This is a genomic window from Sphingobacterium detergens (genome assembly GCF_003610355.1).
Taxonomy (GTDB): Bacteria; Bacteroidota; Bacteroidia; order Sphingobacteriales; family Sphingobacteriaceae; genus Sphingobacterium; species Sphingobacterium detergens.
The window spans coordinates 58,142-75,381 of sequence record NZ_RAPY01000004.1; the positions used below are offsets into that span (position 1 = coordinate 58,142).

The 17,240-nt window shown below is 40.7% G+C and carries 9 protein-coding genes; all 9 read left to right on the top strand.

What is annotated here, in order from left to right; translation table 11 throughout:
* Positions 1 to 2: 2 nt before the first annotated feature.
* The 9 genes from DFQ12_RS18830 (at position 3) to DFQ12_RS18870 (ending at position 17,127) form a co-directional block, all read left to right on the top strand.
* On the top strand, positions 3 to 1,364 hold the full coding sequence (locus DFQ12_RS18830) for a RagB/SusD family nutrient uptake outer membrane protein (protein ID WP_120260605.1): 1,362 nt from the start codon (positions 3 to 5) through the stop codon (positions 1,362 to 1,364).
* Between the two features lie 31 nt (positions 1,365 to 1,395).
* Positions 1,396 to 4,578, top strand: a complete 3,183-nt coding sequence (locus DFQ12_RS18835) for a SusC/RagA family TonB-linked outer membrane protein (RefSeq protein WP_120260606.1) — start codon at positions 1,396 to 1,398, stop codon at positions 4,576 to 4,578.
* Positions 4,579 to 4,700: 122 nt separating this feature from the next.
* Positions 4,701 to 6,107 (top strand): RagB/SusD family nutrient uptake outer membrane protein, encoded by a 1,407-nt coding sequence (locus tag DFQ12_RS18840; RefSeq protein ID WP_167457308.1) that lies wholly within the window; start codon positions 4,701 to 4,703, stop codon positions 6,105 to 6,107.
* A gap of 88 nt (positions 6,108 to 6,195) precedes the next feature.
* Positions 6,196 to 6,984, top strand: coding sequence for a DUF4843 domain-containing protein (locus tag DFQ12_RS18845; RefSeq protein WP_167457309.1), 789 nt, complete (start codon positions 6,196 to 6,198; stop codon positions 6,982 to 6,984).
* A 31-nt stretch (positions 6,985 to 7,015) separates the two neighbouring features.
* Positions 7,016 to 8,668: a PKD-like family lipoprotein gene (locus DFQ12_RS18850; RefSeq protein WP_120260609.1), complete on the top strand. Its 1,653-nt coding sequence runs from the start codon at positions 7,016 to 7,018 to the stop codon at positions 8,666 to 8,668.
* A gap of 46 nt (positions 8,669 to 8,714) precedes the next feature.
* Entirely contained in the window at positions 8,715 to 11,216 is a 2,502-nt protein-coding gene (locus DFQ12_RS18855) for a zinc-dependent metalloprotease (protein WP_120260610.1), read from the top strand.
* 28 nt (positions 11,217 to 11,244) lie between these two features.
* The gene (locus tag DFQ12_RS18860; protein ID WP_120260611.1) at positions 11,245 to 13,764 is read left to right on the top strand and encodes a zinc-dependent metalloprotease; all 2,520 of its coding nucleotides are present in this window, start codon (positions 11,245 to 11,247) and stop codon (positions 13,762 to 13,764) included.
* Between the two features lie 72 nt (positions 13,765 to 13,836).
* Positions 13,837 to 15,246, top strand: a complete 1,410-nt coding sequence (locus tag DFQ12_RS18865) for a TlpA family protein disulfide reductase (RefSeq protein WP_120260612.1) — start codon at positions 13,837 to 13,839, stop codon at positions 15,244 to 15,246.
* A gap of 117 nt (positions 15,247 to 15,363) precedes the next feature.
* On the top strand, positions 15,364 to 17,127 hold the full coding sequence (locus DFQ12_RS18870) for a TlpA family protein disulfide reductase (RefSeq protein ID WP_120260613.1): 1,764 nt from the start codon (positions 15,364 to 15,366) through the stop codon (positions 17,125 to 17,127).
* The last annotated feature ends 113 nt before the right edge of the window (positions 17,128 to 17,240 follow it).

Here is a 17,240-nt window from a genome sequence, read left to right on the forward strand (position 1 = left end):
TAATGATGCAAAAATTTAGACATAAGATTATCGTTATCTGTGGACTGATAGGGGTAGTTGCACTCAATAGTTGCAAAAAATGGGTGAATGATACTGAGCAGCCTTTGGAGGTTGATGAATCTAAGGTTTTTTCTAGTGAGAGGGGATTTCGGGAGGCTTTAAATGGTATCTATTTACAGATGGGGGCGGAAACATTATATGGTAAGGAATTAACTTTCGGAGTAGTGTCCCTAGCCGGTAGAAACTACGATAGTGTATCCATGCAAAAATCGGGTGAGTTGTATTATCAGTCGGCTACCCTAAATCTAAATGCTCCTCCTGTAAAAACGTATAGCTCAACAGTATGGACGAAGATGTATTCCGCTATTCTTAATGCGAATAACGTCTTGGAGAATATTGATGGGAAAAAGGAAATCTTTACAGCGGATAATTATCGCAACTTGAAAGGGGAGGCATTGGCGTTGAGAGCTTACCTTCATTTTGATCTCCTTCGCTTATTTTCCAGCGTTGAATTACAAGATCGAGGCGTGCCTTATGTAACCAAAGTAAGCCATCAATCCACCGATGCGGCAAGTGTCGAAGTGGCTTTAGATCATTGTATCAGCGATTTGAATGAAGCAGATTCCTTATTGGGCGCTGATAGTCCAACAACTTCGCAATTAAATAAATGGGCAGTCAAGGGGCTGTTGGCCCGGATCTATATGTATAAAAATGATCGAACGAATGCTTATAAGTATGCAGCTGAAGTGATCAATAGTGGAAAGTTTGCGTTAACAGTTAAGTCAAATGCCGATTTATTTTTTGCAAGCGAAAGTCTGTTCAAGCTATACATCTATGCGAATAACTACAATAGTTATTATAAATCTTTTTTTGGAGTACCAGCGCTTATTGGATTATCTGTCTCTAGCCAAAACGCCCTATTTGGCAGTCCCACGACAGATTACCGTCGTAATTTTATCGATGTGACAACTGGGTCCCTCTCTGGAATACCAATTCTTCCCAAAAAATTCACGGCGACAGGCGCAAATATTTTTCCGATGATCCGCTTATCTGAAATGTACTTTATTGCAGCAGAATGTAGTGGTGACATAACTCAGGCTTTAGGGTATATCAATTTGGTTAGGGAAGCAAGAAATCTGGCACCCTTGACAGAGATAGATATTGCTACTGCGGATAAACTTTCGTTTCAACTTCAAAGTGAATATCGCAAGGAGTTTCTTGCTGAGGGGCAGAGCTTCTTTTATTATAAACGTAACAGGACTCCTTTCAGTTCGCTGCCATTCTATCCAACGACCCCGCCAGTTATCGGTCAGTCTAATTTAGAAGTAGCGGATGAAGCGACTTATGTATTCAGTAGACCGTAATAATGGGAGAAACTAATTTTAAAAGCTAATTATGAAAAGCATTCATTCACAACGATATATAATTGGGTTGAGGGGGAGTTTAATACTACTATTGAATCTCTTTACAATCTTGCTTTTTGCTCAGAATAAAACAATTACTGGAAAAGTAAAAGATGAACAAGGCAAGCCGCTGGAAGGCGCATATATCATCGAACTCGCCAGTAAACATGGTACAAGAACGGATAAGGAAGGAAGTTATACATTGAAGAATGTGGCCCCTAATACGAAGATAAGAGCGACTTTCATCGGCCGTATCATGGAAGAGAAGGAGGTTAAGAGCAATGAAACAACCGTTAATTTTACATTAAAACAGCGCGTCAATTCCATTAATGAGGTTACGGTTAACACGGGACTTTACAAACGTCCTGTAGGAAATTTTACGGGTTCGGCAAAAACCTATTCAGGGGAAGAATTGAAGATGGTGAATCCCCGGAATGCCATTCAGGCTTTGGCAGTGGTGGATCCTTCTGTTCGCATGCTGCAGGATAATCAGTTTGGCAGCGATCCCAATCACTTGCCCAATATTCAGATTCGGGGTGCCAACAATTTGAGTCTCAATCCCGCTGGAACTTCCAATGGGACACCGGTTTCCAACGGTGATATTATGTCCAGCTATCTATCCAATCCGAACCAACCGCTTATTATTTTGGATGGTTTCGAGACGACCTTACAGACATTCTACGATATTGATATTAATCTGATCGCTAATATTACCGTGCTCAAAGATGCTGCTGCAACAGTAGCTTATGGATCAAAGGCCGCAAATGGAGTAATTGTAATTGATACCAAACAGCCCGCTGCCGGAAAGCTGAGAGTAAGTTATTCGGTTAATGCCAGTGCCGAGGTTCCGGATCTGACCTCCTATAAATTGATGAATGCCGAACAACTTCTGGAAGCACAGCGTTTGACCGGTATTTATAGTGATCCTGCAAATCAATATAACGATCTTGCCAAAAAGCAATGGTATGATTATCGTTTGGCTCAGGTGCGTAAAGGAGTAGATACCTATTGGCTTTCCCAGCCCGTACAGACAGGATTGGGGTTGAGTCATAGTCTGTCTCTGGCTGGTGGATCCGGACCATTGCGTTATTCTTTTGGTCTGAATTACAATACCTCCGAAGGGGTAATGAAGGAATCTGGCCGTGACAGATATGGTATGACCTATAATTTTTCTTATGGGATCAAAAACCTGAAACTCAGCAATGCAATTGCTGTTGGATATACACGTGGCAATAACACGCCTTGGGGGACATTTGATTCTTACATTAAGCTGTTTCCTTATTTTAGAAGTGTTGATGACAATGGAAATCCGATTAAAATATTGGAGCCCGATTTCAATGAACTTGGATTTAGTATCAATGCACCTGGAGGGACATTTACCAATCCTATGTATAATGCAACGCTCAATGTAAAAGATTATACCGCTACCCTGAATTTAACCAATAATACCAATTTGGAGTGGTCGTTAACGGACGATCTAAAATTAACGGGCAGCTTGGGCTGGATGTCCAACGCTCCTAATGCTGAAGCTTTTTATCCAGCTGATCATACACGATTTACATCGAGTGCGATCGCGCTATTTCCTAATTTGGGATCCTATAATCATACTTCAGGAAAAAATAGTTCAATCAATGGAAGATTGAATCTGAGTTACCGTCTGGCATTGGGGAGAAATACAATACTAGCGAATATTGGAAGCTCATTTCAAAAAACTTCAAGTAACGCACTGAATGTAAGAGTATTTGGTATACCGAATGATTATTTGGGTGAAATGGGAATGGCGAATGGGTTTGACTATCAGTCTACAAAACCAAGCACTCAAAATAATCAAACAAAAAATATCTCCAACTTTTTGAGTTTGAGTTATAATTATGATAACCGGTATACAGCAGAATTCACTGTCAATCAAAGCGGTTCTTCGCAGTTTGGCTCCAATAGTCGTTTTGCTCCTTTTTATGCAGGGGGACTTGCATGGAATATCGGGAACGAGAAGTTTTTTAAACAAAATAACATTATCCAGTCCGCCAAATTAAATGCCAGTATCGGGATTACGGGCAACCAGAATTTTTCTTCGGATATGGCACAGCAAACTTATCAGTATAACCTGATGAACAACTACCGCTTGATGCTGGGTGCAAATACTTTAAGTTATGCTAATCCCAACTTAAAATGGCAACAAACCTTGAAGAGTAATATAGGTTTACAGTTGGGCTTATTGAAGGGACGGTTAAATGCAAATATTGAGTTTTTCCGCGAAACCACCGATAATCTCATTTTACCTTTAGATATGGCGCTGTCGACAGGATTCGAGAGCTACCAAAATAACCTTGGAGCGACCAAAAATGAGGGGTATGAAATTTCATTGACGGCTCCGGTGATTAAGGATGCAAAACGCAATATTTTTTGGACCGTCGGTATTAATGCGGGACATTATTCCAATGTCATTACGGCTTTATCTCCGGCAATTATAGCGATCAATGAAGCATTTAATAAAGGAACAGATCCGAATAATCCACTCAATTCCCGTTACCAGACGAGGCCGCTTCCGCGATTTGAGGTGGGGGAGTCTATGAACAGAATATGGGCCGTACCTTCTTTGGGTATAGATCCAGCCACTGGAAAAGAGGTATTCGTCAAGCTTGATGGCAGCCGCACATTTACCTGGGATGCCCGGGATAAAAGAGCTGTCGCCGATGCAACAGCAAAACTGAAGGGGGCGTTTAATTCCAATTTCAACTATAAGAATTTTATACTGAATTTCATTTTTAGCTACCAATATGGAGGTTATATGTATAACCAAACGCTTGTTGATCGTGTTGAAAATGTAGATTTAGTCACAGGCAATGCCGATCTACGCGTATTCACTGAACGTTGGAAACAACCTGGAGATCACTCTTCTTTTAAAGCTTTGGTCGCTAATGGGGCCAGCGGTTTACAGCAGACTAATGTGACCTCGCGTTTTGTTCAGAAAGATAATTTCCTTGAATTGGCAAGTTTGACAGTCGGCTATAATATCCCTGCTAATGCCAGATGGGTAAAAGCCGCTCGTTTATCTGCTCCCCGTATTATGATTACACAAAATAATCTATTGCGTTTTGGAACGATCAGAACAGAACGTGGTACAGTTTACCCTTTTTCTAGAAGTTTTAACCTTGGATTATCGACCAATTTTTAATGATTATGTTTCACAAAAGAATAACGCACAAAAAATCAATGTTCAGTTGCTTGAACTACAAAATGTTGCTGCTATGCGCATTATTGATAACTTTTTTTGGGAGCTGCAAAAAATTTCTGGAGATGCCATTAAAAGATAAACTTCCACAGGATAACCTGTTTTCCGATGAACAGGGCTTTATGGATGCGCTAACTGGGGTTTATTTGGGTATGGGTAAGACGGCTTCTGGCGCAGATAAGGGACTGTATACGCATGACCTCACGATGGGGATGTTGTCGGTCATGGTCAACAATTATCCCAATGCCTCTACATCTCCATTGAATGATGGTTTGTTTGCCAATGTTTCCAAGTTTGATTATGAGCAAGTAGGAGTAAAGCAGGAAATTCGAAGCATCTGGAGCAGCATGTATAATAATATCGCCAATCTAAATAATCTTCTTACTTATATAGATGCTAAGGAGGGAATATTTACACGGGACTACTATTACCGGGTCAAAGGTGAATCTATCGCACTTCGTGCATTATTTCATTTTGATTTGGCCCGGATGTTTGGACAGTCACCGGCTATAGGTATGAATGAAAGAGCTATTCCTTATGTGCGGGTTTTCTCCGCCCAGGCAACGCCAATGGTTCCATTAGGTTCAGCTTTGGACTCCTGCATCGCGGATCTGATTCAGGCAAAAGATTTATTGGCAAAAGCGGATACAAGCAAATTAAATGGCGGGACCTCGGATCTATTCTCATCTTATACGCAGAACAGAATGAATTATTGGGCGACCAAGGCACTTTTGGCGCGGGTGTATCTATACAAGGGTGATGTTGTCAAAGCAAAGCAAATGGCTATGGAGGTTATCGGAAGTAAGAAATTCCCACTATCAACTTCAAATGTAGCAGTAGCAACAGCTAGTGTTCGTGATCGACTTTTTTCAGGCGAACTGATTTTTTCATTGTATAGTACCAATTTGAAAACGAATAATGAAGCCTTGTTTAACGTAGGGTCTGGTTCTCCTTTGCAACTTCCTCTTGCGAGTAAAAATGCAATATATGGTACAACCGCGCCATTTGATTGGCGATTATCCTGGTTTGATAATAACAGTAGAGGTACCAATGTACCCTCAAAATATTTTCAGGACGCCAACTTGCCTTATGATCTGCAAAATATAGTGCCATTGATAAGAATTTCGGAAATGTATTATATCGTAGCAGAGTGCGAAAATATAGCGGGCAACCTTTCCGTAGGGGCGAACTACCTAAATCAGGTTCGGATGGCAAGAGGGCTAAATCCTCTTGCCCCATCCGAAACACAGGATGCAGTCACATTATCCAACGAGATAAGCAAGGAGTACAAAAAGGAATTTATTCAGGAAGGACAGAGCTTTTTTTATTATAAGCGTTTGAATAAGGATTTAAAAATTGAAACAGGAACAACCATGCAGGTGCCTGAAAATGCCTATGTATTTCCAATTCCAGATAAGGAAAATGAATATAATCCACAACGAAAAGAAGTGACTAAAATACTTTTCCATTAGAAACGGAGCTGAGGTGTAAGTGCTTGCTGGGAATGGAAAGTATTCATGGATTCAATTGAAATAAACATGAATGAATAATTATTTAGATATGAAACAAGTAATTTATTTGATCACCATATTATCTGCTTTAGTTTCTCTAATGGTGGGGTGTCAGGAAGATCCCGCGTTATATACTGAAGCGGATGGGGTATATTTTGGTACGAAAGATACCATCGTTAACTATTCTTTTGCAAAGTATCCGCAAAAGAAAAGCGATACCATCCTAGTTCCGGTGAATGTACTTGGAAATGCAGGTTCTTCCGACCGAAATTTTCAGGTAGAAATTGTAAAAGATGATACATTGTATTCCGGAATAGAGGGTGTACATTTTAAGCTAGCCGAAAATGTAGTTATCCCAGCCAAGGCGGTTGTCGGAACACTCCCCGTAATTGTCTATCGCACACTGGAAATGGAGGCGGGCAAGGTTGTCAATTTTGCGATAAAGCTGAAAAAAAATACCAATTTTCCCGCAGACGGCATTGCTAGGGGACAAAAGCTGAACATCAATTTGGCTTATATACAGATGCCTGCAACCTGGGGGGAGTTTACAGGTACAATTACAGGAAATTTTGCTGGTTATAGGGATAATTTTGGTACTTGGACACCAACAAAATACAAGCTTATATTGGACGCGCTATATGATAAAGAAACAGGAACAACGATCACGGAGTTTCCTGGAAGTCGATTTTCACCACCAATTATTTATAACCAATATGTTGCCGTTGTCCGTAATTACATCAAGACCAATTATCCGGGTAACTATGGTAAGCCAGGGCCGATATTGACCGATCCCGATAACAGCAACTTGCCGATTCAAGTCGGGCCGGCAAACTATTAATAGATGATTTTGAGTTAAAAATAGATAAGCAATGAAGAGCATATTAAAATCCATTATCGCTTTGGTGACTATCCATTTGATTGCGGTAAGTTGTGCTAAAGATAAGGGCAATTATAATTACGTTACCCTAGATGAACTCAAGATCAGCACGGATATGGAACAGGTAGATCCTGCCATATTCATAACCGCTGATTCTATCAACCTGATGCAGGATGATAGTCTAAAAGTTCAGCTTAAAGTAAGCAACTCGAAAGGAGAAAAAAACGATTTTAGCTGTCGATGGTATGTCACGCAATACTTGCAATCGAGTGTCAATCCGTCTATCTTTTTATTGGATAGTACATCGGTTCTTCGAACCAAAATTAGATTGAGACCGGACTTGTACCGTCTAGTTGCAAAAGTAACCGATAATGCAACAGGTCTTACGTATTCGAAGGCATTCTCATTAAATGTATCCACCGCGGAGTGGGGCGGAGAAGGTTGGATCGTGCTACAGGAAACAGCGACGGGTGCTGATCTTGCTGTAATCACCACCAGGGCAGGTGAGCAAAAAGGAAATGTATTTCATAATGTGTACTCGTCATTTAATGAACATGAGCTTCCATTGGGTACTTTTAAAATCAATGTGATCGACTATGGAACAGCATTAAGGGCGCAGAAGGTATCGTTGTTGTATCCAAATGGTGCACTGCAGCTTAGAAGTACGGATTTTGCAGATTCATCGCGGGCAGATAGTTGGTTTCTTGGAGCTCAGGGTGCAATGAATATTCAGCTAAATGGTTCTGCAGGAGGATCCGGTGTAGGGTATGAGTATTTGGTTGTCAATAATCAGTTGGCCTACAGGCAATTTGCCAGTACGGCACATATTGCAAATCCACCGCTGTTTTTCCCTCCTTTTGAAGGCCTGACTGTTGCTCCGTTTGTGATCAATGCGGCCACAAGTGACCAGTTTTACACGGTATATGATATTGAAAATAAGGCGTTCAAATTGTTTAATGCATCTAATTCGGTGGTTTCGACCATCCCAAATTATATGCCACCAAAATCCAATCTGGATCCGATGACGGGTCAGGGTTTTGACTTAAATAATATTGGTGACAATCTTTTGTATGCAGAAAATGTACAGCCCATAAATGCCTCCGGCAATATTTATTGGAATTGTTTCTTTAGAGATAGCAAAGGGAGCAATACTTATTTGTTGCAGTTTCCTCGGGGAATTTCTTATGCCAATAACTTCACAACAGGACGCTATCAATTACGTGAGGAAAATTGTCCGGGCATCAATACAGCATCATTATTTGCCAATCCGACCTTTTTACCTATGCCCAAAGGTGTGTTTTACTATGTCAATGAAAATAAGATCTACACTTGTCAAGTAAAGGAACTGGCGGCCTCAACAGCACAAACTAATCTTACATTTCCCAATGGTACAGTCATTAAGGCGATGAAGGTTTTCAAATCAGGTTACACACTGACTAATATAACCGCCTTGGGAGTTCCAGAAGGTAAAGTATTGGTTGTTGCCACCGATGAATCTGCAAGTGGTAGAGGACACCGTGTATATTTCTTCCAGATAGATGGACAGACAGGCATGATCAAAGGAACTCCGGAGAATCCAGCGGACTTGTATACTGGCTTTGATAAGATATCAGATATTACGTTTAAAAAAGGCCTAGGCCGATAAACTCAATTCATATTTCATTATAACAATAACACATTTACTAAATAACATGAAATCAAAATTTGTTCCTGTTTTTGCCGCAGCGTTTTTAGTTGCATCAACGGGGTTTGCCCAAGATACTACGGCTGTTAATAAAACCGTCGTTGTTGCTAAGTTAAAACCATATGGCCAGGTAATTACTGCGAAAGCAATTACCAAGACAGGGTTATTTAAAGTACATAATATCGATAATCGTTATTATTTTGAGATTCCAGATGCCTTATTGTCGCGTGAATTCCTTTTTACAACACGATTGAGCAAAGTGCCTACCGGAAGCCCACGTTTTGGAGGAGATCTGATGAATGCCATGATTGTCACTTTTGAAAAAGCACCGGGAGACAAACTGTTTATTCGTGCCGTTATCAATACCGCACAATCCAATGAATCGAATGAATTGGCTAAAGCGGTAACCAATTCGACTGTTGCGCCTATTATTATGGCTATAGACCTCAAAGCAAGATCCGAAGATGGTAAATCTTCGGTGATTGATGTAACCGATTTTTTCTTAAAGGACAACCTGATTTCGGGCTTTCATGCCTCTGCAAAGAAGCAGATGGGGACAGGGGCACCTGTGCCTGATCGTTCACAGTTGTTATCCATGGAAAGCTATCCAAAGAATATCGAAGTTAAGTCGATGAAGACTTTTACGCTCGGTGCAGCACCTAAACCTGAGGGAGACAGCGATGGCGGGGGAGCTGCAGCGCCCGCACCTGCCAATGCCGGAGTGACCTTTGAAATCAGTAACTCCGTGATGATCTTATCGGAAAATCCAATGCAATTACAGGCTTACGATCCACGTGTCGGTTTTAAATCGAGTGGGAATTTTATCTTTTCGGATGATCAGCAAAAAGTGGACAGACGTCAATTTATTATTAAAAATAGATTGGAAATCAGAGCGGAAGATCTTGCGGCGTATAAAGCTGGAAAGCTGGTCAAACCGATTGAACCACTGGTCTATTATATTGATCCAGCTACGCCAAAGCGTTACCGCAAATATATGCTGGCGGGGATCAACAATTGGAACAAAGCTTTTGAAACTGCTGGATTTAAAGATGCCATTCAGGGTAGAGAGTGGCCCGAAAATGACAAGACGATGGATTTAGAAGATGCGCGTTACCGCGTGATACGATATATGCCTTCGACAAGTCCATTTTTAGATAACAATTCCGTTAGTGATCCGCGTACTGGGGAGATTGTGCAAGTACACATCGGTTGGTCGCACAGCCAGGTCAAAACATTACATGATTGGTATATGGTGCAAGCCGGTGCGACAGATAAAGGCGCGCGTGATATGCAGTATAGCGAAGAGCTTATGGGCGAATTGATTACAGCTGAAATTAGTCGTGCCATTGGTTCAACTTTAGGGTTGAGTGAAAACTTGGGTAGTAGCTTTACGATTCCAATCGCACAATTGCGTGATCGCAATTGGTTGGCCAAAAATCCATTTAACTACTCGATTATGGATTATACCCACTACAATTATGTTGCTCAGCCTGAAGACAAAGTAAGCCGTCAGGGATTGATTCCACAGATTGGAGACTATGATAAATGGGCTATCAAATGGGGGTATCGTTATACAGGCAGCACAGATTTTGATGCGGACAAAAAGATCCGTCAGAAATGGATTACTGATAATGTCAAGATAGGTGGAAAATTGAGCTTTTCAGGACAACCTTTAAATATCAAGACAACAGAAATTACCGATCCCTCGGCACAATGGGAGGATTTGAGTAACGATCCTGTTCAAGCTGCAAAGCTGGGCGTCAATAACCTTAAATATGTCATGAAAAATTTGGTTGCATGGACGACAACAGGAGAGAATACGTATTACAATACTTCGGATATCTACTATACCTTGGTCAGCCAATATTCTTTTTATATGCGTCATGCTTTTACACAAATCGGAGGAGTACGTGAACAATTAAAAAGCAGTGAGCAACAAGGGGATGTGTATTCGCCTGTACCTAAATCAGTTCAAAAGGCTGCGATTGCTTTTTTGAATGATGAAGTCTTTAATACCCCGAATTGGATTTTGGAACCTACTGTTTTAAACAAGTTTAGAAAACCGGCAAAAAAAGAGGAAGTGACAAAAATGCAGGAGGATGCAATGTTTAACTTGCTTCTGCCAAGTAGATTAGCGCGTGTGAATACGTCGACAATGCGTTTCGGTAAAGTGGAATCCTATACAATAGAGGAAATGTTGAATGATCTTACTGCTGGACTTTTTGCAGAGGTAAAAAATGGCCAACAGGTAGATGAAGGCAAACGTTATATTCAAAAGAACTTTATCAATTATCTCTTAAAAGATCTTGCTGAAGGTGAGATGATTCCAGATCCTACCAAGGAAAATCTATTGGCTGGAACAGATATCCCTGTAATATTACGTGCACATTTAACTAAATTGATGAATTTGTGTAAAGAGGCTGCACCTCGTTACTCGGATCTATTGATGCAGGCGCACCTCACTTATATTGCTGATAAAGTAGATAATTCATTAAACCCGAAAAACTAATATAGATACTGTATAAATTACTCTGATCATGAAATTAAAACTGTTATTATTTACATTGATAAGCTGTTGCAGTATCGGGACTTTTGCCCAGTCCAAAGAACAGAAGGTGACAGCGAAGACAGATAGTGTCAAGAAAGCTGATCCGCTAAAAACTATTATTACGGATAAAACCGAAACGAAAAAGGGCCTGTTTACAATCTATAAAACAGGAGAGCGGTATTATTTTGATATACCTGATAGCCTTCTAAATCGGGAGTTGCTGTTAACCAATTTCTTGGTCAAAGTACCAAGTGGGAGCCCTAAGTATGGGGGAGAGCAGATGGACCAGAAGATTATCCTTTTTAATAAGGGAACTGGCAAAAAAATCAATTTGCGTATTGTTGGCGTAGGTACCTCTGTGGATTCGACCAATGCAATGGCCGCAGCTGTAAAAAATGCCAATATTGATGTTATTGCAACGATATTTGATGTAAAGACGAGAGGAAAAGAAGATAAGAGCTCCATTATTGATGTGACTGATTTCCTGACGAAAGAAAACCTGTTTACCAAATTGGGGCAGGAGGTCACTAAAAAATTAGGTTTGGGCGCTATAGCTGCTGACCGTAGTTTTTTGAAGAGTGTCTCTGCTTATCCGATTAATATCGAGATGAAATCTGTACGTACCTATGCTGCTACGGTAGCGGCTAAACCTACGGTTTTCGCGCCTGCAATAGAAGCCGCTAAGGTAGGGAATGCGATCACTTTAGAAGTTTCTACATCCATTTTGTTGATGCCCAAGACGCCAATGGTTCCTCGGGAATTTGATCAACGTGTAGGCTATTTCGCCGATGGATATACACCGCTATCGGATGGACAGCAGAATCCAAGTTTTAAATCGGTTATCGTCCGGTATCGTTTGGAACCGAAAGCCGAAGACATGGAGAAGTATAAAAAGGGGATTCTCGTAGAACCAAAGGAACAGATTGTCTATTATATTGATCCGGCTACACCAAAGCAATGGCGTCCATATCTAATCCAGGGGATTAATGACTGGAATGAAGCTTTTGAAGCGGCGGGATTCAAGAATGCGATCATTGGTAAAGAATGGCCCGAAGGAGATACGACCATGAGTCTTGAAGATGCGCGTTACAAAGTACTACGTTATTTCCCTTCCGAAACGGCCAACGCTTATGGTCCTAATATTCACGATCCACGGACAGGTGAAATTCTGCAGGGCTATATTGGTTGGTACCATAACGTAATGTCGTTGGTCCATGACTGGTATATGATTCAGGCAGGACCAAGTGATGAAAGAGCACGCAAGATGAAATTCAGTGATGAGTTGATGGGTGAATTGATCCGTTTTGTCTCATCTCACGAGGTTGGCCACACACTGGGGTTGCGTCATAATATGGGCGCGAGCAGCCAGACACCCGTAGAAAAACTAAGAGATAAGGAATGGGTCGAAAAGCATGGACACTCGGTTTCTATCATGGATTATGCCCGTTTCAACTATGTAGCCCAGCCTGAGGACAATATCGGTGAACGTGGTATCATGCCTCGCATCAACGATTATGACAAATGGGCTATTAAATGGGGTTATCGCTATACAGGAGCAAAAAGCATTGAAGCTGATCGTAAAATAGTAGCCAAATGGATTACCGATAGCCTCGCAGCTAACCCGAAACTTTGGTTCGGTGGAGAGGGACTGAATAATGATTGTCGTTGTCAGACTGAGGATGTTGGTGACAATAGCATGGAAGCAAGTACTTACGGAATCAAGAATCTAAAATATGTTTTGGCGCACTTGCCTGAATGGACGAACGAAGAAGATGATCTGTATAAAAATATGACGCAGATGTACATTCAATTGATCAATCAGTTCAACCGTTATACCACACATGTTACCAAAAATATAGGGAGTGTCTATGAAACAATCAAGTATCCAGATCAACCGGGGGATGTCTACGAATCTGCGCCAGTGGAAAAACAACGCGAAGCTGTTGCATTTTTGAATAGGGAGGTTTTTGAAACACCGAACTGGTTATTGAATAATGATATTTTAAATAAGATCGGTAACCCGATTCGAAACAGTTCTGTCAAGGTGTTACAGGCGAGACAGATGGATGCGGTGTTTAGTGCACGTGTGTTTAACACCTTGTTTATGATGCAAGCTCGTTTCGGCACAGAGCATACCTATTCGATGCAAGCTTTGTTGGCCGATATGAAAGCTGGCGTCTGGAGTGAACTGAAGAGCTATAAGCCAATGGATGCTTTTCGTCGTGATGTTCAAAAGTCCTATGTCAATGCATTGTTGAGTGCGATGCGCGAGGCAGAATTGGGGAATAATGCCATTGGGCTACTGTTTGGTGGAAATCAGGCAGCGGAAGCAACCCCAATAATTACAGGGACGGATATCGGAGGCCTGATCGCCATGCATTTGAATGGCTTACAGAAAGATATTCTTGCTGCCGTTGGTAATACGACAGATGAAGATTCCAGAGCACACCTACAATATATGGCAGACTACATAAAGCGGTCTTTAAATAAGCAATTTAAGTATAAATAATCTAGTGTTTTTAATGGGGGTTGCTTAGCTGACTCTTAAGTCATTAAGCAACCTTTTAAAACTCGATCAACAATGAAGATCAATAAGAAAATATCGGTGATCGGCATAGTGTTATGCTTTTTGGGACAAGTGGATTGTTTTGCCCAATCGATCAAATCTAGGTTGGATTTTACAGTAAATGGACCAAAGGAAAGTGGTGTAAATTTATACCGTCTAAAAGATGGAAAAGCAATCAGCTTGGGGTTTCAACGCCCTGATAAGGACGGAAAAGGTGGCTTTGACATCGATGAAAAAAAAGAAGGTATTTACTTCATTGCAAAAGCTGGTGGTAAAGGAACAGACTATAAGAATGTGCTTTACATAAAAAAGGGAGACCAACAACGGATTGATTTATTTCTTGACCGCTACGCCGTAGACTATGATAGCTGTATTGTCCGTAAACCCAATTCGGAAACTAAGATACTGCAATCCTGGACGAATCGGTTCAACCAATACTGCAAGGATATTTACGGAAAACAGAGCGAGTCGTATGCAGCTTATGAAGGGTTCCAAGCTTTCGCTAAACAGTTTCTGGAAAAAAATCGAACTAATAATGCATACTTTAATACTTGGTTGACGGACAAGGTTCAAACAGATTTGATTTACTTAAGAGCTGCTAATTTCTTTCATTTTGTGAAACGTTTGAACGGTTCATTGGATACAGATGCTTCTGTTGCGCACTTTTATCAGCCGTTACTTACTCAGGACTTGGTGTCGAATCCTGCTGTCTTGCGATCTGAGCATGGGCAAGATCTCCTAAACTATCTTTTTGCTTTCTGGAGATTCCGTCGGGACAACAATGCGGCTGCGTTGGCAACAATCCCATTCTCGGAACATATTCCACTAATTCACAATGATCAGGTAAAAGCAGCCTATATTATTTCAAAATTTTCACAGATAAGACGTTATGAAGATTTTAAACAGCAAGTAGAGCCTTATAAAGCTGTGCTGAGCAGTGAAGAAGATCAATTGGCTTATCAAAAGAAATACGAAGAACTCTATCTTTTTGCAAAAGGGACACGGGGCTACAATTTCAATTTGAAAGATGTCCATGACAAGACCTATACGCTGGATAGTTTCAAAGGAAAAGTTTTGGTATTGGATATGTGGGCGATGTGGTGTGCTCCCTGTTTAGCCGAAAAACCTGTGATGGAAAAAATAGCGGAAGGCTATAAAGATCGGAATGATATTGCTTTTGTCGGTGTTTCCGTTGACGGATTGAATCGCCGTGATGTCTGGAAAAATTTTGTGGAGAAACGAGGTTTTACGACTATTGAACTTTTGTCAAATGCGACCGAGTCCATACAAAAATATTATCGGATAGAAGGAATCCCGCGTTTTCTGATATTTGACAGAACAGGAAAGATTGTTACCGTCGATGCACCAAGACCATCCGAAGTGGGGTTTAAAAAAATACTTGATCAGGCATTGGCTGAGCATTAATGCTTTTATTGGCAACAGGCTCCTGTTGAACGTTATCATATAGGAGACTGTGAAATTTGAATTTGCCAAGTTCAGGCTGATTGATGAATAAGAAATATTTACAGATGAAATCGTGTTATGAAACAAAAAATAAGCTACCTCATACTTTTGATTTGCGGCTTTCTATTTTCAAGAAACAACTATGCCCAGCGTGGATTTACAACGCTCAGCGGAACTTTTGATCAAAAGAAGAATTATGAAATTACGATTATAGGAAAGGAAGCTGATCGTTCTTTCCGTCTGGCCAAGGCAGTTGTGGATACCAGCACGAACAAATTTATGTTACCTGTGCCTGTTCGAAATGGTATCCATTATAGCATGCGCATTGATCGCATGAAAGAAGGTCATCGGCGATTGGAGCTTGATCAGAGTATAAACTTTCCCATTCAATTCAATGGACAGCAAAACCTTGAATTAAATATTACCGCAAACCTATTTGGTCAGGGAAAGAATGCCGCAAGTCCAAAAATGACAACAGCAAATAGATTACCTCATAGTGCATTTGTATCAGGTGTCATAGACCATGCAACCGTTGGGGCAGAGCTTTCACTGGAAAAAGTAGTGAATGGACAGACTCAGATTGTACAGACTAATTTTGTCGCCCGAGGAGATTCAGTATTTAATTTTGCTATTCCAATGGAGAAAGATGGTTTTTATTATATCTCAACAATAAGGACAAAAAAAGCAATATATCTCCATCCGGGAGATGATATTGATATCAGATTGGATATTGCGACAGGTACGGAGGTAGGAGCGACCAAAACCACAAGTGAAAACAAGCAGATTGCACAGTGGGAGAAAGTAAAACTTCCATTGTTGAAAATATTGATGCAGCAAAAGCCAGATCGAGAAGCTTTTACGCAGGCATATAAGCCTGTACAAAGCAGCTTGGGCGCATTTATAGCGCAGATAAAAACTAATAATTCCAGGTTTAATGAGCTTTTTAAAACAACAGTGCAATTGGATAACGATCTACTTGCATTGCAGATGCTCCTAAAGTCTTCGACAGAAAAAAGAGGAGTATATTGGATGCCGTCCAAAGAGTTTGTGGATGTCCCAGATTATTATAAAGGACTATTGATCGGGCATATGCTTAATAGTGCTGATCTCTTAACATTGGGAGATGGATATAGCTATCTCAATCTGTCTGCACGTTTTAGCCTTCTTCAAGTTGATGAGGCGAAAAGGAAGCAGTTGACGGATGCGGAAAAGGTAGGTTTGTATATGGCAGCGGTCGAGAATGAAACTTTGAAACCGTTGATATTAAAATCTCAGTTGGAAGATCTAGAATTCAACATATCCAATTATAGCGAGTTTAGAGAGATATTTTTGCCCTTTAAACGCTATGCTCAAGTTGGAAACATCCAGAAAAAATATAACGGTCTGCTAAATATGTTTGTCGCCGATACGGCCTATATTGGTAAATCTTCCTACAATTTTACCTTACCCGATATGGAAGGAAAGACGGTGTCCATGAAGGATTTTAAAGGCAAAGTGATCTTAATAGACGTTTGGGCTACCTGGTGCGGACCTTGTAAAGCGCAAATTCCATTTTTTAAGGAAATCGAGGAAGAGTATAAAGGAAATGATAATATTGTATTTGTTGGGATTTCTTTGGACAGCGAGAAGGATAAGGCAAAATGGTTAAGTGCGATTAAAGAAAAAGAGCTGGGGGGGATTCAGTTGCTCGACGATCGCGGGAAGTTCTTTGGCAAACAGTATGGAATTACAGCAATTCCACGGTTCTGTTTGATCGATAAGGAGGGGAACTGGTCCGAAATACGTTGTCCACTACCCGAGCAAAAAGAAAAGTTGAAAAAGTATATCAATCAATTACTTTGATATAGAATAAACAAAGGTTCTTTCAATTGAAGGAACCTTTGTTTTTGAGATAGACAGAGTCTCGGAAGCTGTGATACAGCCTTTTTTGTCTTAGTTTTTTTACCAAGTGTTCG